This window comes from Brevibacterium daeguense, assembly GCF_021729135.1.
Classification (GTDB): domain Bacteria; phylum Actinomycetota; class Actinomycetes; order Actinomycetales; family Brevibacteriaceae; genus Brevibacterium; species Brevibacterium daeguense.
Map to the genome: position 1 here is coordinate 309,585 of NZ_JAJTWW010000004.1, position 20,248 is coordinate 329,832.

At 68.1% G+C, this 20,248-nt stretch carries 18 protein-coding genes; 4 read left to right on the forward strand and 14 right to left on the reverse strand.

From position 1 onward, the window contains the following. Positions 1–88 precede the first annotated feature (88 nt). From LXN01_RS06270 to LXN01_RS06280, 3 genes are all read right to left on the reverse strand, one after another. A complete protein-coding gene (locus tag LXN01_RS06270; RefSeq protein WP_236863759.1) occupies positions 89–1,249 on the reverse strand; it encodes an FAD-dependent oxidoreductase in 1,161 nt (386 codons plus the stop codon). 125 nt (positions 1,250–1,374) lie between these two features. Then, positions 1,375–3,003 carry an AMP-binding protein gene (locus LXN01_RS06275; RefSeq protein WP_236863760.1) on the reverse strand — a complete coding sequence of 543 codons (1,629 nt, stop codon included), beginning with the start codon at positions 3,001–3,003 and terminating at the stop codon, positions 1,375–1,377. Positions 3,004–3,308: 305 nt separating this feature from the next. Then, positions 3,309–3,548, reverse strand: a complete 240-nt coding sequence (locus LXN01_RS06280; RefSeq protein ID WP_236863761.1) for a heavy-metal-associated domain-containing protein — start codon at positions 3,546–3,548, stop codon at positions 3,309–3,311. Positions 3,549–3,722: 174 nt separating this feature from the next. Here LXN01_RS06280 and LXN01_RS06285 point away from each other — a divergent pair, with 174 nt between their 5' ends. Further along, positions 3,723–4,331: a cysteine hydrolase family protein gene (locus tag LXN01_RS06285; protein WP_236863762.1), complete on the forward strand. Its 609-nt coding sequence runs from the start codon at positions 3,723–3,725 to the stop codon at positions 4,329–4,331. 30 nt (positions 4,332–4,361) lie between these two features. Here LXN01_RS06285 and LXN01_RS06290 read toward each other — a convergent pair whose 3' ends face one another. The 4 genes from LXN01_RS06290 to LXN01_RS06305 all read right to left on the reverse strand — a co-directional run bounded on the left by LXN01_RS06290 (position 4,362) and on the right by LXN01_RS06305 (position 9,644). Continuing rightward, positions 4,362–4,958 (reverse strand): class I SAM-dependent methyltransferase, encoded by a 597-nt coding sequence (locus tag LXN01_RS06290; RefSeq protein WP_336885235.1) that lies wholly within the window; start codon positions 4,956–4,958, stop codon positions 4,362–4,364. Positions 4,959–4,974: 16 nt separating this feature from the next. After that, a complete protein-coding gene (locus LXN01_RS06295; protein ID WP_236863764.1) occupies positions 4,975–5,463 on the reverse strand; it encodes a hypothetical protein in 489 nt (162 codons plus the stop codon). Between the two features lie 144 nt (positions 5,464–5,607). Next, positions 5,608–6,609, reverse strand: coding sequence for a bile acid:sodium symporter family protein (locus LXN01_RS06300; RefSeq protein ID WP_236863765.1), 1,002 nt, complete (start codon positions 6,607–6,609; stop codon positions 5,608–5,610). A gap of 137 nt (positions 6,610–6,746) precedes the next feature. After that, complete coding sequence (locus LXN01_RS06305; protein WP_236863766.1) at positions 6,747–9,644, reverse strand: AfsR/SARP family transcriptional regulator; 2,898 nt, start codon at positions 9,642–9,644, stop codon at positions 6,747–6,749. 223 nt (positions 9,645–9,867) lie between these two features. Here LXN01_RS06305 and LXN01_RS06310 point away from each other — a divergent pair, with 223 nt between their 5' ends. The 3 genes from LXN01_RS06310 (at position 9,868) to LXN01_RS06320 (ending at position 12,800) form a co-directional block, all read left to right on the forward strand. Next, positions 9,868–10,923 (forward strand): class I SAM-dependent methyltransferase, encoded by a 1,056-nt coding sequence (locus tag LXN01_RS06310; protein WP_236863767.1) that lies wholly within the window; start codon positions 9,868–9,870, stop codon positions 10,921–10,923. Positions 10,924–11,054: 131 nt separating this feature from the next. Beyond that, entirely contained in the window at positions 11,055–12,230 is a 1,176-nt protein-coding gene (locus tag LXN01_RS06315; protein ID WP_236863768.1) for a flavin-containing monooxygenase, read from the forward strand. 63 nt (positions 12,231–12,293) lie between these two features. Further along, positions 12,294–12,800 (forward strand): hypothetical protein, encoded by a 507-nt coding sequence (locus LXN01_RS06320; protein ID WP_236863769.1) that lies wholly within the window; start codon positions 12,294–12,296, stop codon positions 12,798–12,800. A gap of 122 nt (positions 12,801–12,922) precedes the next feature. On the opposite strand, the gene LXN01_RS06325 is transcribed toward LXN01_RS06320, so the two are convergent. From LXN01_RS06325 to LXN01_RS06355, 7 genes are all read right to left on the reverse strand, one after another. Next, a complete protein-coding gene (locus LXN01_RS06325; RefSeq protein WP_236863770.1) occupies positions 12,923–13,897 on the reverse strand; it encodes an Ldh family oxidoreductase in 975 nt (324 codons plus the stop codon). Between the two features lie 19 nt (positions 13,898–13,916). Further along, positions 13,917–15,119 (reverse strand): NAD(P)/FAD-dependent oxidoreductase, encoded by a 1,203-nt coding sequence (locus LXN01_RS06330; RefSeq protein WP_236863771.1) that lies wholly within the window; start codon positions 15,117–15,119, stop codon positions 13,917–13,919. 87 nt (positions 15,120–15,206) lie between these two features. Beyond that, positions 15,207–15,860 carry an amino acid ABC transporter permease gene (locus LXN01_RS06335; protein ID WP_236863772.1) on the reverse strand — a complete coding sequence of 218 codons (654 nt, stop codon included), beginning with the start codon at positions 15,858–15,860 and terminating at the stop codon, positions 15,207–15,209. Beyond that, a complete protein-coding gene (locus tag LXN01_RS06340) occupies positions 15,857–16,489 on the reverse strand; it encodes an amino acid ABC transporter permease (protein WP_236863773.1) in 633 nt (210 codons plus the stop codon). Before LXN01_RS06340 ends, LXN01_RS06335 begins: the two co-directional genes overlap by 4 nt. A gap of 4 nt (positions 16,490–16,493) precedes the next feature. After that, entirely contained in the window at positions 16,494–17,273 is a 780-nt protein-coding gene (locus tag LXN01_RS06345; RefSeq protein ID WP_425547658.1) for an amino acid ABC transporter ATP-binding protein, read from the reverse strand. A gap of 49 nt (positions 17,274–17,322) precedes the next feature. Continuing rightward, a complete protein-coding gene (locus tag LXN01_RS06350; RefSeq protein ID WP_236863774.1) occupies positions 17,323–18,162 on the reverse strand; it encodes a substrate-binding periplasmic protein in 840 nt (279 codons plus the stop codon). Between the two features lie 108 nt (positions 18,163–18,270). After that, positions 18,271–20,187, reverse strand: coding sequence for an oxidoreductase (locus LXN01_RS06355; RefSeq protein WP_236863775.1), 1,917 nt, complete (start codon positions 20,185–20,187; stop codon positions 18,271–18,273). Between the last annotated feature and the right edge of the window lie 61 nt (positions 20,188–20,248).

Here is a 20,248-nt window from a genome sequence, read left to right on the forward strand (position 1 = left end):
GCGGTCCCTGTCAGGATTACCTCCAAGCTACGGCCCGGCATGGGATTCCACCTTGACGCGGATCAAGTCCTGGAAGACCGCGCGGGATTCACGTCCTCAACCGGGTGCGGCCCACGAGCCCGCCCGCCAGCAGTCGGTTGAGTCCGGGCAGGTTCATCAGGCGCAGCATGAGGAGCCGTTGCCGCCGACGCGCCTGGGACAGCGGGAGGAACCATTCGGCGCCTCGCCGGCTCGCTTCCTGACGCGCGGTGACGACGGGCCGCCACTGCCGTTCGTACCGGGCCAGCGCGACCGGCACCGACGGGGCCGAGGCGAGGTGCCCGGCAAGCAGATGGGCCCCGGCGACCGCCAGCGAGGCGCCCTGTCCGGCCAGGAGAGACACCGCCTGGCAGGAGTCGCCGAGCAGGGCCACATGTCCGCGGTGCCAGCGGGGCAGTTCCACCTGGGCGACCTGGTCGTAGTAGAGCTCGTCGTTCGGGGGACACTGCTCCAGCGCGTGGGGAATCACCCAGCCCAGCCCTGCGTACCGGTCCAGGAGCGCCGCTCGCGGATCGTCCGGCAGCGCCTGCTCGGCGCTCGTGTGCGCCGCGAAGGCCGCCACTCGGCCCTCGCGCAGCCCGTAGAGCCCGATGACGCGGTCCACCGTGTCGGTCATCACGAACCGGGAGCCCAGGGCCGCGTGCACCGCCGGGTCGGAGAAGATGAAGGCCGCGGTGTGGAGCCCCAGGTAGCGGAGCTGATTCGTGCCGAGCAGCAGGCTGCGGATGCGGGAGTGGATACCGTCGGCGCCGACGAGCAGGTCCACGTGACGGCGTGAGCCGTCGTCGAGCTCGACCGCAACCCCGTCGCCCTCCTCGGAGAAGCCCGAAACGGTTCGCCCGTAGCGGATATCGGCTCCGCTGCCGACGGCTGCCCGGAGCGCCCGCTCCAGGTCCGGTCGCATGATGCTGAGCAGTCGCCCGTCGAGCGCCTGCGAGAACTTCGCGTAGCTGAGGCCGGCACGGGTGCGGCCACGGTGATCCACGTATGCGAGGGCCTTCACGTCGTAGCTCAGCTCGCGGAGGCGGTCGAGGATTCCCATCCGCTCGGCCGCCACGTAGCCGGGCCCGAAGAAGTCCATCATGTAGCCCTGTTCGCGCGGGCCCGGCGCGCGCTCCACGATGGTGACGTCCCAGCGGTGACGCACCAGCTCGTGGGCCAGGGACAGTCCGGCGATGCCGGCCCCGCAGATGACTACGGACCTGGCCATGCAGCCTCCTTCCTATCCGCAGAACCTGCTGTATCTCCCGTGACCCTGCTGTACTTCCCGTGACGATGTCCCGAACCGGCCACTTTCAGCCACGGGAAGGCGGCGCCCCTCGCGCCTGACGCGGATCACGTATCGAGCATCTGGATGGCTTTCTCGCGCATTTCGACCTTGCGGATCTTGCCGGTCACGGTCATCGGAAATTCGTCGACGACGTGGACGTACTTGGGGATCTTGTGGCGCGCGAGTCTGCCGTTGGCGAACTCGTGCAGCTTCTCGGCGGTCAATTCCGCAGCCCCCGGCTTGAGCCTCACCCACGCCATGAGCTCCTCGCCGTACTTGTCGTCCGGGACTCCGATCACCTGTGCGTCGACGATGTCGGGGTGGATGTAGAGGAACTCCTCGATCTCGCGCGGGTAGATGTTCTCGCCCCCGCGGATCACCATGTCCTTGATCCGGCCGGTGATCTCGACGTAGCCGTCAGCATCCATGACCCCGATGTCGCCGGTCTTCATCCATCCATCGACGATCGCCTCTGCGGTCTTGTCCGGCTGCTCCCAATAGCCGAGCATCACCGAGTAGCCCTTGGTGCAGAACTCCCCGGCTCTGCCCCGCGGGAGGGTCTCCCCGGTCACCGGATCGACGATCTTGATCTCCAGGTGCGGGCCGACCCGGCCGACGGTGCCGACACGGCGGTCGAGTGAATCGTCGGTTCGGGTCTGTGTCGATACCGGGGAGGTCTCGGTCATTCCGTAGCAGATCGACACCTCCGACATATTCATGCGCTCGATGACCTCGCGCATGGTCGTCGAGGGGCATGGCGAACCGGCCATGATGCCGGTTCGCAGCGTGGCCAGGTCGTAGGAATCGAAGTCGTCGAGCGCAAGTTCGGCGATGAACATGGTCGGCACGCCGTAGAGGCTCGTGCATTTCTCAGCCTGCACGGCCCGGAGGGTTGCCCGCGGTTCGAACGCCTCCGCCGGGATGATCATCGTCGACCCGTGCGAGGTGCACGCGAGGTTGCCCATCACCATGCCGAAGCAGTGATAGAAGGGAACCGGGATGCACACGCGATCAGCTTCGGTGTAGTGAATCAGCTCACCGGTGTTGAAGCCGTTGTTGAGGATATTGCGGTGCGAGAGCGTCGCGCCCTTGGGGAAGCCGGTGGTGCCCGAGGTGTACTGGATGTTGATGGGGTCGTTCGGCTCCAGGCCGGTGCCGACCTCCGCGAGCACGCCTGAGTCGACCGGCTCCGACATCAGCGACTCCCAGGTCTCATCTCCGAACAGCACGACGAATTCGAGTGCCGGGCAGCTGGGCCTCACCTGGTCGAGCATCGCAGCGTAGTCGGAATCCTTGAATCGGGACGCGGCGACGACGGCACGGATGGACGCTTGATTGAGCACGTACTCGAGTTCGTGACCGCGATAGGCCGGGTTGATGTTGACGAGGATGACGCCGAGTTCCGCGGTCGCGTACTGCACCATCGTCCATTCCCAGCGGTTGGGTGACCAGATCCCGAGCCGGTCCCCCTTGCGCATGCCGAGGCGGTGCAAACCGGAGGCCAGCTGCCGGACGTCCCTGCGGAACTCGCTGTAGGTCCACCGGCGGCCGGCACGGACGTCGACGAGCGCCTCGCGGTCCCCGAAGCGCTCCGCAGTGGCGGCCAGGTTCTCGGGGATCGTCTGCTCCAGGAACTGCGTTTCCGTGGGGCCCCTGGTATGCGAGAGATTCGGGTCGAGGTCTGAGTTCGTCATTGAACATCCTCCGCGCTGTCGGTATCCCGCCGGGAGCCCGGATGGAAGCTCCCAGTCACTTGCCACAAGTGTAGAGAGTTCGAGGGACAGCGCAGAGAGGGAAGAATGCCGCCCTTGATGCTGTCACCTCCCCGATGACCTTCGGCGGTTATGACCATCAGCGGTCGATCAGCATTGCACTGCTGTTCGACCGCCGAATCGGCCCATCCACGCACAGACCCGCCGCATCAGCCGTTGGGCAGATGCGGCGGGTCACGTTGCCTCAGCGAGGTCTCAGCGGGCCACGCCGAGCGATGGGGTCTGCGTCAGATCGCGGACGGCTTCGCGGTGTAGCCGACCTCCGCGACAGCGTTCACGAGGTCGCGCACCGACACCTTCTGAGGATCGTGTTGGGCGATGATCCGGCCGGAGGAGAACTTCACCTCGGCCGACTCCACGCCTTCGAGTCCGTTGAGCTTGGTCTCGATCTTCTGGATGCACGACGGGCAGGAGAACTCGTCCGAACGCAGGGTGGTGGTCTTCAGGGTGGGGGTCGAGGCAGTCATGGTCTTCCTCATTCCTTTCGTCGGGGTCTTCTTGATGACACCCTCAATGTACGAAGGATCGGCCGAGGTCTCCTTGACATGAATCAAGCCGGCCGGGAATCTTCGAAGGAGAGGCGATCGAATCACCGGCCGCCCCGAATCAGGGCCCGACCGCCGCTCAAGGAGCAGATGGAGATGTTCAGCAGATCGGCGCTGCTCACCATCGATGTCCAGCAGGACTTCATCGCTGGGTCGGCCACAATCTCCGGGACGGCCGAGTGCGTTCCGGCGATGAGCCGGGTGGCCGAGGCATTCCGGGTCACAGGTCGGCCGATCATCCATGTCGTCCGCCTGTACCTGCCCGATGGCTCCAATGCCGAGGCGGTGCGCCGGTCGGCAGTGACGTCGGCGAGCATTGTTCGCCCGGGTACGAGGGGAAGCCAGGTCGCGCCGGAACTGCTGCCGCCTCGGGCACCAGCTCTCGATCCCGAGGTCCTGCTCAGCGGGCGGTTGCAGCAGATCGGGCCTACGGAATGGTTCATGTACAAGCCCCGCTGGGGCGCGTTCTACGGCACCGCGCTGGAGAATCACCTGCGGGGGCTGGAGATCGAGGACGTCGTGTTCGTCGGCTGCAACTTCCCGAACTGTCCGCGCACCAGCCTCTACGAGGCCGGCGAACGCGACTTCGGAACGATTCTGATCAGCGACGCCGTCAGCGGCGTGTACCAGCGCGGCCTGGACGAGATCACGAGCATCGGCGCGACCGTGCTGACGAGCGATGAAGCGGTCGCCGGCTTCACCTGAGTAGGGCGGGCGGGCAGAGCCCTCATCGCACTATGACTTCGCAGCTGGGCTGCAGGCGTAGAACCGCATCAGGTGAGCGCAGAACGCCGTGCTCACGGTGATGCCTGTGAATCCGTCTGCCCTCAGCGCATGCTTCAGTTCCTCAGGTGCGAGGATGCGGTGCGGTGAGCCGTCTGCCCGATGAACCCAGTGGGCCAGACGCGTGTCTGTGAGGTCGTAGCCGATGAACGCACCACCGGGCTTGAGAACGCGCTTCACCTCGGCAACCGCGGCGCGCCAGTCGACGACGTGGTGCAGCATCAGGAACGACGTCACCGCATCGAAGGTGCCGCTGTCGAACGGGAGCGCCGTGACGTCAGCTGCCTGGACGGTCACATTGCGGTGTGCTGCGAGCCGCGTACGCGCAGACTCAACCATCGCGTCGTCGACGTCGGTCACAGTGAGCTGTACTTCGGGATTAGCACGCGCGACCCCTGCCGCCATGGCTCCACTGCCTCCTCCGACCTCGAGCACATCACCATGCAGCGCGTGACCGTCAAGTGCCCACGGGAGGACGCCTCGACGAGCGAACGATCTCCAGGCCGCGCTGCGGCAGACCGCGCTCTCGATCGCTGACATGATCGGCATGGTTCTCTCCGGGCGGCTACCGGCTGAGAAACCAGCCGTATTCAACCGCCTCAATGTAGTCCCGCTTGATGAACCCAGGGTGTTCCCGGCTGAGTCGTTGGACAGCGTCGGTCTCGGACAGGTCGCAGCGCCTCCCAGCCTCCAACAGGCCATCAGCAGCGGCAATCGCCTCCTCGATTGCTTTGGGTGGGTGGAGGTCACCGAGCACCTCGTAGACATTGAAGGGCCCCAAGCGGTCTGGGCTGCCGAGAGGACGGTCGGTGAAGTGCCGAAGCATGAACACGGCGTGGAACAGCGGCTCTGCCCTCGCTCGGGCGGCGAATTCCTCCCGGTATCGCCGCTGCTCCCGTCGACGCCGGATCGCGGTCGCGAACCCCCTGCCGACCGCTGCGCGGTACTGCTCCTCCGTGAAGCCGGGGACTTTTTCCCGGACCTTGTCGATGACCGACTTCAGATCCCTGCCCTCCATGAGGAAAGCGGCCTGAAATGCCGCGGCCCCTTCCAACCGAGAGGCGCGCTCCTCACGGGGCTCCTCCCCTCGGCCACGATGGGCTGGTCGTTGAATCATATTCGGCTGCCCTCCTGGTGCGGTTCCGGCGGCTGACTCCCACTTCGGCGCTGATGCCTCACTACGGGATGCTCAGCCAAGTCAGCTGACGGCGACCGGCTCGGGTTCGCGGGCCTTCTTCCGCTGATCGATGGTGCGGCACACCGTCGCGAAGATGGCGCCGGAGACGTTGTGCCAGACGGAGAACACCGCGCCGGGCAGCGCCGCGAGCGGGTTCATGTACTGAGCCGCAAGTCCCGCGGCCAGGCCGGAGTTCTGCATTCCCACCTCGATGGCGGTCGTGCGCTTGACCGGGACCGGGAGCTTGAACAGCGCCGCGGCGCTGTAGCCCAGAGCCATGCCGAAGAGGTTGTGGAGGATGACGGCGGCAAGCACCAGCAGGCCGGCCTCGATGATCTTGTCGGCACTGCCGGAGACCACGATGGCCACAATGATGGCGATCGTCAGCGTGGACAGCCACGGCAGGATCGGGGACAGGCCCTTGACGAGCCCCGGCAGCAGGCGGCCGACCACGATGCCGAGGACAACCGGCACGAGCACGATCTGCACGATGGTCAGCGCCATGCCGGAGGCATCGAGCGGCATGTACTGCCCGGCCAGCCACAGGGTGAGCATCGGGGTGAGCAGCGGAGCCAGCAGCGTCGAGACCGAGGTCATCGTCACCGACAGGGCGACGTCGCCGCGGGCGAGGAAGGCGACCACGTTCGAAGCTGTGCCGCCCGGAGCACAGCCGACCAGGATGACGCCGGCGGCGATCTCCGGGGGCAGCTGGAGCAGGAAGACGACGAACAGGGCCATCAGCGGCATGATCACGTACTGGGCGATGACGCCCAGGATCACGGGCAGCGGGCGCTTGAACACCAGCGCGAAGTCGACCGGGCGCAGGGTCAGGCCCATGGTGAACATGACGATGCCGAGCAGGGGATTCACGAGACCGCTGGCCGAGGAGACCGGTCCGGCCGCGAAGTAGCCGACGAGTCCGCCGATGATGATGAGGACGGGGAAGACGAGGACGGCGATGTAGCCGCTGCGCTCGGTCTTCTTCGCCTGCTCCGCCGGCAGCTCGGTGGTGGTCTCGGACATGGTTCTCCTCTGGTTCTGAACGGGTCAACGGACCTGCGGACGGCAGGCGCAGAACGGCTCCGAAAGAGTGTACGCGGCGGTCCGGTTTTCGAGATGTGCCACCCGTCATCTGAGACGTTTCAGGCTGACCCGGTTGCCTACGTCAGCAGCTCCTCGGCAGCATCGCGTGCGCGAGCGAGCACCTCCGTGCGCGGGAGGAGCCGCGCGACGGAATCGATCCGGTTCGCACGGTCGGGCCCGAGTCCCGCGCGCACCCGCTCCCGGAGCCGCCGGTAGCGTTCGATGTCTCCACCAGCCAGCCCGGGCGCCGATGCTGCGGCCTCGGCGGCGGCCAACACCAGTTCCGCAGATTCGAGGCGGCCTGCCGCAGCGAACGACTCGGCGAGGATCCGCAGCGTGGTCCACAGCTGCGGCCAGTGACCACTCCGCTGTTGCAGGCCGAGCAGGATGCGTGCCAGGTCGGCCGCTTCCCGCGTCCGCCCGCTGCGGGTCAGCACGGAGAGCAGCGCCACCCGGGCGACGCCTGAGATCTGCTCGGCACGCACCCGATCTGCCAGCCGCGCCGCCTCCCGCAGGACTTCCGCGGCGGCCTCCGGATCGGTGATGAGCAGCACCTCGCCGCTGGCGTAGAGCGCGAACGCGATCCGCGCCGTCGCACCGCTGCGCTCGGCCGCCTCGCGTGCGGCGGCGGCCTGCTCGTCGGCCTCGCGGAGCTCGCCGGCGGCGGCGAGCACCAGTGCCAGGGCACCGTGGGCGTCGACCCGGTACCCGTCGTCGAGTCCCGCGATCGCGAGCACCTGCCGCCAGTTCCGGGTCGCGGCATCCCGGGTTCCGGCATACACGGCAGCGATGCTCAGCGACGTCAGCGCGAGGAACCGTTCGCGCGGGGTCCGGGCAGCGCGCTCGGCGTCGATTCCGAGGCGGTTCGCCCGGGCGAGATCCCCGCGTTCGACGGCGGCGAGCGCAGCGGCGCCCAGGGCCAGTGCTTCAGCTGGTGCGCCGGGGAGGTCGGGATGCTCGCCGACCTGCAGCATCACCTCGGCCAGGGCCGGTCCGGGAACCCAGTGGGTGCACAGGCCGAGGTGCCCGACGATCCGCGCGGCCGATGTGACCCGTCCGGCGATCAGTGCAGAGGAGGCGGCGGAAGCGAGGTCCGCACGAGCACGATCGAGCCGGGTCAGCGCCTCCTCACAGCGGGGCCCGACTGCCTCCGCCGCCCACCGCTCGCTGCAGTCGGCCGCCCACTGCCAGTACATGCCGGGCGCGGCGGCATCGGCGTGTTCCGCGGCGAAGGCCCGAACGATGCCGAGAAGGCGATGGCGCATCCCTGCTCCGTCGTCGACCGGAACCACCAGCGAGGCGCGGACCAGTCGGGAGAGGCCGGCGCGGGCCGCCGATCCGGTCGGTGCGACCTGCTCGGCGTCGGTGAGGTCGAAGGCGCCGACGAAGACCGACAGCCGGCCGAGGAGGGCGCGATCAGGGGCCGACAGGAGATTGTGCGAGCGCGCGACGACCGATCGCAGCGATCCGCGCACGCCGTCGGCAGGGTCGTGACCCGCGTCGAGCTCGTCGAGGACGGACCGGACACCGAGCACGGCCGCCTGCGCGGCGGCCAGCTCCAGTGCCAGGGGAAGGCCGTCGAGGCGGCGGCACAGCTCGCCGATCATCGCCAGCACCGGCGCCGTGAGATCCGCCCCTGGCCGCAGCCGACGCAGTCGGTCGGCGAACAGCCGTGTCGCCGGGGCCAGGGCGGCCCGTTCCGGCGCCTCGGCGGCGTCGGGCGCCGGCAGCGGAGCGAGGGGGATCACCTGTTCGACGCCGGGACTCAGGGATTGTCGGCTGGTGACGACGATGTGCACCCGCGCCGCCGTGCGCCGGACCGCCTCGACGAGGCTCTGGACCTCGGTGAGCACTCGCTCACAGCCGTCGAGGACCAGGATGAGGGCCGAGGCGGAGAGGTATTCCAGCACCGCGGGCCGTGGCCCGAGCGCCGTGCCCAGCCCGAGCACGGACGCGACTCGGGCCGCGACCTGCCCGGGGGCGGCATCGTCGAGCTCGACCACCGCGGCCGGTCTGCCGAGCCGTCGGGTGAGCTCCGGCAGCGCCTCGGCGACGAGGCGGGTCTTGCCGACCCCGCCGGGCCCGGTGATGCACACCAGGCGGTGGACGGCAACGGCGGCCACCAGGTCATCGATGTCCGCTTCCCTTCCGATGAAGGCACCGGTCGCGCCGAGGAATGCGCGGGTGGCGGATTCCCCGGCGGGCGGCGTCGCGTCAGATGTCGGCGAGGGTGAGCGCAGCGGCAGGTCGTGGCCGAGGATGCGCAGCTGCAGGTCGCGCAGCGCCGGCGAGGGGTCGAGGCCGAGCTCCTCGGCCAGGGTGCGGCGCAGCAGCTGGTACTGGTCGAGCGCCTCGGCGGGTCGACCGCAGCGGTAGAGCGCGGTCATGAGCAGGCCGTGGGCGTGTTCACGCACCGGCTGCTCGGCCACGAGGCGCCGCAGGGGGACGACCGCCTCGGCGGCGCTGCCGAGTTCGAGCGACACGACCGCCCGCTCCTCGACGGTCTTCATGCGCAGCTCCTCGAGCCGGGCGGCTTCGGCGATCGCGAAGGGACGGTCGGCGAACTCGGCATAGGCGGGGCCGCGCCACAGCGCCACGGCCTCGTCGAGCAGGGCTGCCGCCCCGGACGGGGTGCGGTCTGCGGCTCGGCGGCGGAGGGCTTCGAAGCGGGCGGCGTCGACCGCCTCCGCGGGCAGGGCGAGGCAGTATCCGGCGGGCCCGGCCTGCACGGCATCGGCGCCGAGGACGCCGCGCAGCCGGGACACGACGGTGTGCACAGCGCCGCGCGGGTGGTCGGGGACGTGTTCGCCCCACACGGCGTCGATGAGGGCGTCGACGGAGAGCGGGTGGGGAGCCTGGATCACGAGCGCGGCGAGGGCGGTCCGCGGCCGCGCTCCGCGCAGCTCAACGCGCGCCCCGGCCCGCCGGATCTCCAGCGGGCCCAGGACGCCGATGTCCACGGGCGGCTCCGCCATGACTCCATTGTCCATCGCGGGCTCGGCGCGGTGAAGGTGCGCGGTGGGGGCGCATCGGGAGGTGCTCCGCGGTGCGCGGTGGGAGGTGCTCGCCGGGGCGCGGCGGGAGAGTGGCGGGGCCGGTTGGGAGGGCCGCAGGCGAAAAGGGCGCGCACGTCCACGTGAAAGGTCCGTGAAAGCGCCTGCGAGGACAGTGGACGCAAGCAACGACAGAGGAGTCGCCATGACCGCCCATGACCTTGATGCCGCAGTCGCGCAGCACGCGCAGGAGCTGCTGATGCAGGCAACCGCCACCGCGACGACCGCGATGATCCTCGTCGGCGACCGCCTCGGGCTCTATCAGGCCCTGGCCGACGCCGGTCCGGTGACCTCATCGCGGCTCGCGGAACACGCGGGCTGCAGCGAACGATATGTCCGGGAGTGGCTGGCCCAGCAGACCGCGGCAGGGGTCCTCGCCTACGACCCGGCTGACGAGACCTTCTCGCTGCCGCAGGTGCGGGCCGCCGTGCTCACCGACCCGGCGCTGGTCGGCGCGTGCATGACCGCCGGCAGCATGTTCCGGGACCTCGACGCGGTGCTGCACGCGTTCCGCTCCGGGGAGGGGATCCCGTGGGGCGAGCACGATCCGATGGTGTTCGCGGCCACGGCCCGGTTCTGGGGAGGACAGTACCGGGCCCACCTGGTCACGGAGTGGATTCCTGCTCTCGACGGCGTCGCCGAGGCGCTCGCCGCCGGCGCGAAGGTCGCCGACGTGGGCACGGGCCAGGGCGCTGCTCTCATCATCCTCGCCGAAGCGTTCCCGCGGTCGCGGTTCATCGGGTTCGACCCGCACGAGCCGTCGATCGAGGCGGCCCGGCAGCAGGCCTCTGCTGCCGGCGTGGCCGACCGGGTGGCGTTCGAGGTCGACGACAGCAGCGGGTATCCCGGCCGGGACTACGACCTCGTGACCTTCTTCGACACCTTCCACGACCTCGGCGATCCGGTGGGCGCGGCGGCGCACGCTCTCCGCGCCCTCGCCCCTGGAGGCTCGCTGCTCCTCGTCGAGCCGCAGGCCGCTGACGACCTCGCCGCGAATCTCAGCAATCCGGCGGCACCCATCGGCTACGCCGCCTCGACCACGATGTGCACCGCCAACTCCCTGTCGCAGCCGGTCGGCACCGCCCTCGGCGGGCAGGCAGGGGAACGACGGCTGCGTGCGGTGCTGGGCGAGGCCGGCTTCGGGGAGGTGCGCCGGGCGGCCGACAGTCCGTTCAACCTGGTGCTCCAAGCGCGGAGGTGAACCCGAGGCGGTGGAGCCGGTTCGCGCCCCCGGTGCGGTTCGTGGCCCCGCGGTTCGAACCTCGCGGAGGCCGGGAGACGAGGCACGATCACAGCCGAGTGAGACCAAAGACAAGTGAGAGGAGCAGACCCATGGACACCACCGACAGCGTCGTCATCGTCGGCGCAGGACCGTCCGGCCTGGCGACGGCGGCCGAGCTCACTGCCCGCGGCGTGCCTGCCGTGGTGCTCGAGCGCGGTCCGCAGATCGGTGCCGCATGGGCAGGGCGCTATGACGGGCTGCGTTTCAACACGTCCCGCCGCAGCTCCGCCCTGCCCGGTGCTCCATTCCCGCGCGAGTTCGGCCAGTTCCCCACGCGTGACCAGTACGTGAGCTACCTTCGGCGCTACGCGGCCGAACGCGGGGTCACGGTGGAGACCGGGGTGGAGGCGACGCGCATCCGTCCTGCCGTGAACGGCGACTGGACCATCAGCACGGTTGCACAGGGTGATCGTGCGGCCGATGGCGAACGGCGTGCCCGGCACGTCGTCACCGCCACCGGCGCTTTCGCCCGGCCGAGGCTGCCGGCCTGGGCCGATGAGCGGTCGTTCACCGGCGCGATCCTGCACTCCTCGCGCTACCGCGGCCCAGCCCCTTTCGAGAGCAAGACAGTGGTCGTCGTCGGGGCGGGTTCGTCCGGGATGGAGATCGCCTACCAGCTGGCATCCGGAGGTGCCGGCCGCGTGCTGCTCTCGGTGCGCACGCCGCCCAACATCCTGTTCCGAGAGATCAACGGGGTGCCCGGTGATCTGCCGGTCCCGCTGTTCCTCCGCCTGCCGCCCGGGTTCGTGGACCGGCTGATGTTCGCCATGCAGCGGCGGGTGGTCGGCGACCTGAGCGCATATGGTCTGCCGGCACCGACGACGGGGGCGATGACAAATCTCAAAGTCGATGGACCCGGTCCCGCCGTCGTCGATCCGGTGGTCATCGACGCGATCCGCAGCGGCGCCATCGAGTGTGTCCCCGCGGTTGTCGGCCTGGACGGTGACAGCGTGATCGTGGCCGACGGCCGACGGATCCGTGCTGATGTGGTCGTTCTGGCCACCGGGTACACGACAGGTCTGGAGGACCTCGTCGGCGGACTCGGCGTGCTGACCGAGCGCGGGATGCCCCTCGAGCGCACCGGCGCCGAGGTGCTCCCCGGCCTGCGGTTCGTCGGCTACGTCGCCCGACCCGGCATCACCGGCTACGTCGGCAAGATCGCCAAGCGGGTGGCGCGGGAGATCGCCGGCCAGCGGGCGCGAGAGGCGATTGGGGCGATCGCATGAAAACGCAGACCGGGCGCCACAGCAGGACGATTCTTCAGCGAGGAGAGCAAGGAGGGGATGATCATGCCGTTCACGAATCCTTACGGTGGGATGATCCAACAGCAGAACTGGGAGATGTACTGGGAACCCAGCTATGTCGACCTGTACGCCAGCTACCGGTTCAGAGTGCGGGTCGATCATGGAACCCGATCCGTGTGCGTCAGCGGCGCTGTCGGCAACAAGGGCACCGTGGTCGCAACGCAATCCGTCAAGGTCGCGCTCGGCGTCACTGTGAGAATCGACGGCGTGCTGCGGAGCGCGGAGAGGATCTACACGATGGGGCAGGGGATCCGTCCCGGTGATCTCGTGTACACCGAGCCGTGCATGGCCGTGCCGTTGCGCTACCTCGACGAGGACGCAGACGCGAAATATAGGTTCGAGCTGCTCGTCGACATCTATGGCGAAGCCTTCTCTGACTGGGGTCCGGGCAACAACCATTCGTGGGTCGACTGGTTCACCTTCAGCCCGCGCGCGCTGGAAACGGATCAGCGGTTCGGGGACCTGCCGGAACCGGAGGGGCATGGTCACTGAGCAAACCGGGACCGAGGTCGGACATCGCCTCGGGCAAGGAAGGCGACCAGGTTCGAGGCGGTGCTGCCCGGGGCAAAGCCGACCACACGCGGCTGCGAGCTCAGCAGGGAGGTCAGCGCCCGTCAGCCGACTGCTGACCGAAGCGCGGCAACGAGCTCGTCATCGATGTCGAGTGGGTCTCCTCCAGTGGAGGAGGCAGAGCGGCGTCCCGGGACGTACACCCCATACTCGCCGCCGAGCGTCCGGAGGTGAGCGCCCAGGCGTGCTGTGAAATCGCCCCCGAACCGACGGGGGTCGATCGCTATGAGGAACATTCCGACGCCGGGGCTTCGAGCGCCTTCCTCGAAGCTCGGTGCATTCACTGACCAGTTCCCTCCGGCCAAGCCCGCCAGCACCTCCACCAGCAGGCCGAGGTTTGCGCCCTTGTGACCCGCGATCGGCAGCAGTGCTCCAGTGAGTGCTGCTTTCGCATCCGTGGTCGGCCGACCATTCTCATCCACGGCCCAGCCCTCGGGAATCCGCTCGCCGCGTGCTGCGGCGTCCCGGACAGAGACGTACGCGGCGTAGCTGACCCCTTGATCGATCACGAGGGGGAGTCCATCATCTGCCGGCGCGGCCAACGACATCGGATTAGTTCCAACGACTGGTCGACCCGACTCACCCAGCGCGACGAGTGCCGGCGAGTTGGAAACGGCCAACGCTACAACCCCCTCCAACGCCAGGCACGACGTGTAGTACCCGAGCTCTCCGACCGTGTAGGAGTTGCGCATCGCCATCACGGCGGTCCCCTGGTCCGCCAGGACCTCCCGGAGAAGTGGCAGGGCCCGGTGGAACGCTGTCTGGGCAATGCCCTCTCCAGCGTCCACCTGCACGATCGCGCCGTTCCTCTCCACAACCGGTTCCGCCCCACCGTCGACGGCGCCCGACCTCAGCCCTGCCAGGTAGTCGAAGAGGTGGACGACGCCGACGGCGGGATGGCGCCGCCTCTCCGCGTGGACGGTCGCCGCTGCCAGCCACTCGGCGTGCTCGGCCGAGGCGCCGGCGCCTCGGGCCGCGTCCGCACAGAGGCGATGAAGCTCGGCCGGCGTGAGCTTCATCGCGCCACACCCCACAGCGTCACGACGTCCTCCTGGCATCCTCGAGGACGCGCCCCGCGATCCGCTCTCCGGTGATCGGGCCGAGCACCAGCCCCCACATTCCGTGTCCTGAGACGACGTACCCGCGATCATCGACCCTGTCGAGTATCGGTCGGCTGTTCGGACTCACCGGTCGCGGTCCCACCCAATGATCTGTCGAATTTCCGAGGTCGAGACCCTCGACGAACGGCGCGAGTGCAGACGAGATCGATGTGATCCGCTCCGGGCGAAGAGGCGCGTCGGGCGGCAGGAACTCCATGGTGCCTGCGACCCGCACTCCGGTTCTGTAGGGCGTCAGCACGGTCCGCTGCTCCGGTAGGTAGACGGGACCGGCGGGCAGGTGACCCGGGTCCACCTCGACGGTGAACGAGTACCCGCGACCGCTGGTCTGACGGATGCGAGTTCCGGCTCCGAAGACCCGGCCCAGCACCTGGTTCGACCAGGCGCCCGCCGCGACGACCACGGCATCGGCGGTATACGACTCACCGCGAGCGTCGATCAGGCTGATCCTCGAGGTGCCGGAGTGCCCGGATGCCACCTCCACACCTTCTCGGAGATCGACCCCAGCCTCACGGACCACGCGAGCCAGGTCCGCGCAGTAGGCCCCGGGATCGATGTAGGCCTGGCCGGTGATCGTCAGCGCGTGCTTCACGCGATCGGAGAAGTAGGGGAACTCCGAAGCGGAGGCGTCGCGAACTCCGACGTCCACCCCGGCGGCGGAGATCTGCCCGACCTCCTTTCGGAACGCCTCGACCGTGGCCTCGGAATCGGCACCGATCACGTAGTCGGCGCGAATCAGCGGCGCGCTGACGCCCGCGGAGGCCAGCCGCTCGAAGGCCGGAATCGCCTCGCGGGTCAGCTCCGCGTTGGCAGCGATGGAGGCGGCGAATCGGCGGGGAGTCATCTGCCCTGCGAACCGAGCGAGGAAGTCGGCGACCTCCGGTGTGAGCTTCGGGACGGCCAGGGGAGCGTTGGCGTCGGTGAGCGCGCGCAGCCCGTGTCGCCACCCGCCGGGCTCCGCCAGCGGCGCCACGAGTCCCGGGCAGACCCAGCCCGCGTTGCCCCAGCTCGCACCCCCGGCAACACCGGACCGGTCGAGCACCGTGACCTCGGCTCCCCCGCGGTGGAGGTGATACGCGGTGGCAAGGCCGACGATCCCGGCTCCGACGACTACTACCTGCATGATGGCTCCTGATTGTCCTTGCCTCCGCGTCGCTCGCCGTCGCACTGACTCTCGTGCTCCGGGGCAAGCCCGAGGATTGCGCAGCGCCTACAGATGCCGCGCCATCCGCTTCTCCAGGAGAACGGAGAGCCACGTCGCCGGGATGGAGATGACCGCGTAGAGCAGGCCGGCAAGCACGAAGACCGTCAGGTACTTGAAGGTCGAGGCGCCCAGCGAGTACGCCTGGCTCATCATCTCCTGCACAGTGACCGTGTACGCAAGCGACGTCGCCTGGAACAGGATCACCGCGAATCCCATCAGCGACGGCAGGGCGATCCGCCAGCCCTGCGGGATGATGATGTACCGCAGAGTGTCGGCGGTGGTCATGCCGAGGGCTTGAGAGCCCTCGATCTCGCCCGCTGGAACCGCGGACAGTCCTCCTCGGAGGTATTCGGCGCAATATGCAGCGGTCGTCCATGTGAGCGCCACCGTAGCCGAGGCAAGCGCCGACAGGGTGATCCCGACGTCCGGCAGCCCGAAGTACATGAGCTGCAGGAGCACCAGCGCCGGGGCACCTCGGCCCACCTCGACGATCGCGATGGCGATCAGGCGCGCCACCCGGTTCTTGGACATGATCCCGAAGGCGAGCACGCCGGCCAGCGGGAGACCGAACAGCAGCGACAGCAGAGTGAGGATCGCGCTGACCTGCAGGCCGTTCAGCAGCACCGGCAGGAATGCCGCGGCATCCGTGAAGAACGTCATCTCGCCACCACCGCACTGAGCTTCTCGTCGGCCTTCCTGGACAGCACTCCGACGGGCACACTGACGATGACGTAGATCGCCGCAGCGACAAGGAACACCGTGATCCCCTCACCTGTGGTGCGCGCATAGGAGTTCGACCTGAAGACCATCTCCGCCACGCCGATCGTCGACGCGATCGAGGAGTCCTTGAGCAGTCCGATTCCGTACGTGGTGTAGCCCGGGATCGCGACCCGCCACGCCTGCGGGCCCACGATGTCGCCCCATACCGCTCGTGGTGTCATCCCGAGCGCTCTGGCTGCCTCGTACTGGCCGGCCGCCACCGAAGAGATCGCACCGCGGAAGATCTCCGCGAGGTAGGCGGCTGACACGATGCCCAGTCCCAGCACGGCTGCTCCGAACGCGGACAGCTTTGTGCCCCCGATGGTCACGCCGTAGAAGAGGATGAACATCCACACGACGATCGGGATCCCGCGGCACAGATCGATGATTCCCCGCGCGATCAGCCACACCAGCCGGTTGCCCGACAGGATGCCGAACAGGAGCGGCAACGAGCCGATCGTGCCGATCACCAGAGCAACAGCAGTCACCGAGATGGTCAGTGGTATTCCTGCAAGGACCGTCAGCAGCATGCCGTCACCTCTGCAGCACTGCGCGCAGGAACTCCTGCGTGCGCGGGTGTGATGGTTCGGCCATGATCCTCTTCGGATCGCCCTGCTCGATGATTCCGCCGTCAGCCATGACGATGAGGTCTTCGGAGACGCTCCGGGCGAACGACATCTCGTGCGTGACGACGATCATCGTCATACCGGATGCAGCGAGCTCCTTCATCACCTCGAGGACCTCCAGTCCCACCTCCGGGTCCAGCGCCGAGGTGGGCTCGTCGAAGAGCATCACCTTGGGATCGAGGGCGAGGGCTCTCGCGATCGCGATTCGCTGCTGCTGGCCGCCGGAGCACCGGTTGGGATACTGCTCCCCCTTGTCGGCCAGCCCCATGCGAGTCAGGAGCGCCATTGCACGCTCGTCCGCCTCCCCCTTCGAACGTCCCAGGACGCGCTGCTGGGGCAGCGAGACATTCCGCAGGACAGTCATATGAGGAAACAGGTTGAAGTGCTGGAACACCATGCCCGCGCTGCGGCGAAGCGCGAAGAGCTCCCTATTGCTGAATCTCCTCTCGGCGTCGATGACATGCCCGTCGATCTCGATCGTGCCCGAGTCCGGCCGCTCCAGCAAATTCATGCATCTGAGAACGGTCGATTTGCCTGCCCCCGAGGGACCGATCATGGCGGTCACGGTCCCCTCGAGAACAGTCAGGTTGACGTCGGACAGCACGGTGTTCTCACCGAACGACTTCGCGAGGTTGCGGACGCGGACAACCTCGCGGCGTCCTGGCAGTCGGTCCTGCGGATTCTCAATCACTCGAACTCCTTCACGGGTAGGACATGCGCGCCTGCTGGCCGCCGGGTCAACCGATCAACCGCGGTTCGCCCGTGTCCGCGGCGCTCTCGGGGAGGCCGTTGTCAGCGAGGATCTGGGCGATCGTCCCGTCCTCGTGCATCTCGTTGATCAGCGTGTCGAAGGCCTCGAGCATCGCCGAGTTGTCCTTGGTCATGGGGAAGCCGATCTGAGCAGGTTCGATGGAGGCCGCGACACGCTCGTCTTTCTGGACTTCGGCGATTGTGTAATCGTCGTCCTGGTGACGAGCCTGGGCGGCGCCGAAGCTGTCGAGGCCCACATCGATGCGACCGGCCTCCAGGTCAGCCTCCATCTCCACGGACGAAGGGTAGATGGTGAGGTTGTCGCCCATCACGTCCTTCATGTCCTGCACCCAGAGATAGCCGTCCACCGTGCCGACCTTCATCGACTCCATGTCCGGGATCGAGTCGACACCGTCCTTCGAGATCGAGGCCATCGAATCCGTGTAGATCGGCGCAGTCAGAGCCGCGACCTGTGCGCGCTCCTCCGTGCGGTAGAAGCACCCGAGGGTCAGGTCGGCCCTGCCGTTCGACACCGACGGCACCGCGCCTGCGTAATTCGCCTGCTGCCAGTTGACGGTCAGACAGTTGGCTTCAGCGAGGTTCTTCGCGACCTCCACGTCGACGCCTTCCGGGTTGCCGTTGTTGTAGGCCGAGAAGGGGACGAGGTCGGGGATCGAAATCGTGAGCTGTCCGTCATTGATGGTCTCGAACTCGAACCGCGGTTCGCAGTCCGAAGCTACGTCGGACCCACCGGTCGCGCTTTCGCAGCCGGTGAGGGCCAGGCCGGCGATCAGGACTATTCCGGACAGGGCGGCGAACTTCTTCATGTCAGTTCCTTCTCTCGTTGCACCGTTCGGACCCGGGAGCGGGCCGAGCATCTTCTTTGATTGCGGGCATTGCTGGTGAGATTGGGGTTCTCATTCTCGTTCGCGGCTTCACAGGAGCACGTCAGTGAGCTCGCGGGCGTCCGCGAACGCCGAGGCGACATCGCGGGGCCGTGCCGCATCCCCGACGGTCGTCATCGGACCGGGCAGCGCCGGTCCGCCGACCAGCCGGTTGGGCACGAGCAGATCGAGGTTGATGTAGGCGTCGCACTGGATGCGCGAGTCCGCGCCCCCGAACGATCCGGACAGGCACAGCGATCCGTCGGAGACCTCTTTCAGCTCGACCTGGGAATGGGTCTCGATTCCGAGCTCTGCCACGCGGCGAAGCGCCGGGTACAGGGTGCTGACGCCCTCCCCCTCGCCCGCATGCAGTCGGCTCGTGGTGATGACCGGCGAGGCGCCGCGCTCCTTCAGCCTCTCCGCCAGCCAAACGGCCCCCAGCCGGCCCATGACATCGTGGACGACGATCCGCCGCCCGCTGACCTCGACGTTCTCCAGGTCCTGCAGGGGCAGGAGCTCGACCGAGGCGTCGCCGGGCACCGCAGACTGCCGCATGGCAGCACCGGCCGCAGCGACGATGTGATCCGGTTCGACCTCCCGCACCACATCGGCGGAGAATTCCGTGCCCAACCGGAGCGTGACGCCGAGCTCCTCCAATCGGTCCGCCTGCCACGTGATGATGTCGCGGAATTCGCGCCTGCTCACGGAGTTGGTCCACTGCAGCATGGCCCCGCCGAGGCGCTCGTTCCTGTCGATGAGTGTGACCTCAGCGCCTCTGAGCGCCAGCCGCCGGGCTGACTCCAGCCCGGCCGGCCCACCGCCGACCACAAGCGCTGATCGACCTGACAGGGACGGCAGCTGCTCGACGAGCCGCGAATCCCCCACATCCGGATTCACCATGCAGCGCAGCGGCTTATCGGCCAGCAGGGTGTCGACGCAGACGTTGGCGCCGACGCACGGGCGCACCTTCGCGGCCTCCCCTTTCAGGGACAGCGGGATCAGCTGCGCATCTGCGATCTGAGCCCTGACCATGCCCACGAGGTCCGCGTCGCCGGAGCGGATGATGTCATCGGCCATGGAGAGCTCGGTGATCCGCCCGACGATCGCGACGGGCTTGGACACCTGCCGGCACACTTCACGTCCGACGTCGCGGAATCCCCCGTGCTCCATCGGGGTGGGCGCCCAGTGCTTGACCCTGGCCTCGCGCCGGTTGTTGTTCCCCACCATGACGCTGATGTAGTCCACCTCGGGCTCAAGGGCCCTCGCCACCTCGGCCGCCAGCTGGGGAGTCATTCCACCGGGGACAAGATCATCTGCTCCGAGCCGAATGCCCAACGCCATATTCGGGCTGATCGCCTCCTTGACGGCTCGCAGGACTTCTCGGGGCAGGCGCAGGATGTTCTCGAAGCTTCCGCCGTACTCGTCGTCCCGATGATTCATCAGCGGCGACAGGAAGGCGCCCAGCAGCAGGCCGTGGGCCATGCTGATCTCGACGCCGTCGAGGTTCCCCTCCGCGCACCGGCGGGCTGCCGCCGCATAGTCGGCGACCACCTTCGCGAGCTGCTCACGAGAGGCGGGCACCGCCACCTGCTGGCTCACTTCCGAGAAGTCGAGCGAAGGGCCGAACACCTCGCGCCCTTCGAACTCGGTCGGCCCGGGGTGGGCCAGCTGAGCCAGGAACAGCCCTCCTTCTTCGTGCACCGCCTGCGCGACAGCGCGATACCCCGGGATGATGGAGTCGTCGATATTCCACAGGCAGATGCCGCTCCACTCGGCTGAGGGACTGATGGGATTGGCGCCCGTCACCTGCATTGCCGCACCAGCTCGGGCGCGGGCTCGGTGGTAAGCGATGTACTCCTCAGTGGGCTTGCCGTCCTTGGCCAAGCCCGGCTGGTGCGCCGGGAGATAGACGCGGCGGCGCAGCTGAAGCGGCCCCACCTGAAGCGGCTGCTCGATGTGCTCGTACAACTCAAGGCCTCCTTGCCTAGAGACAGCCTCGACTATGCTGTAGGTCACATAGTAGGTTACG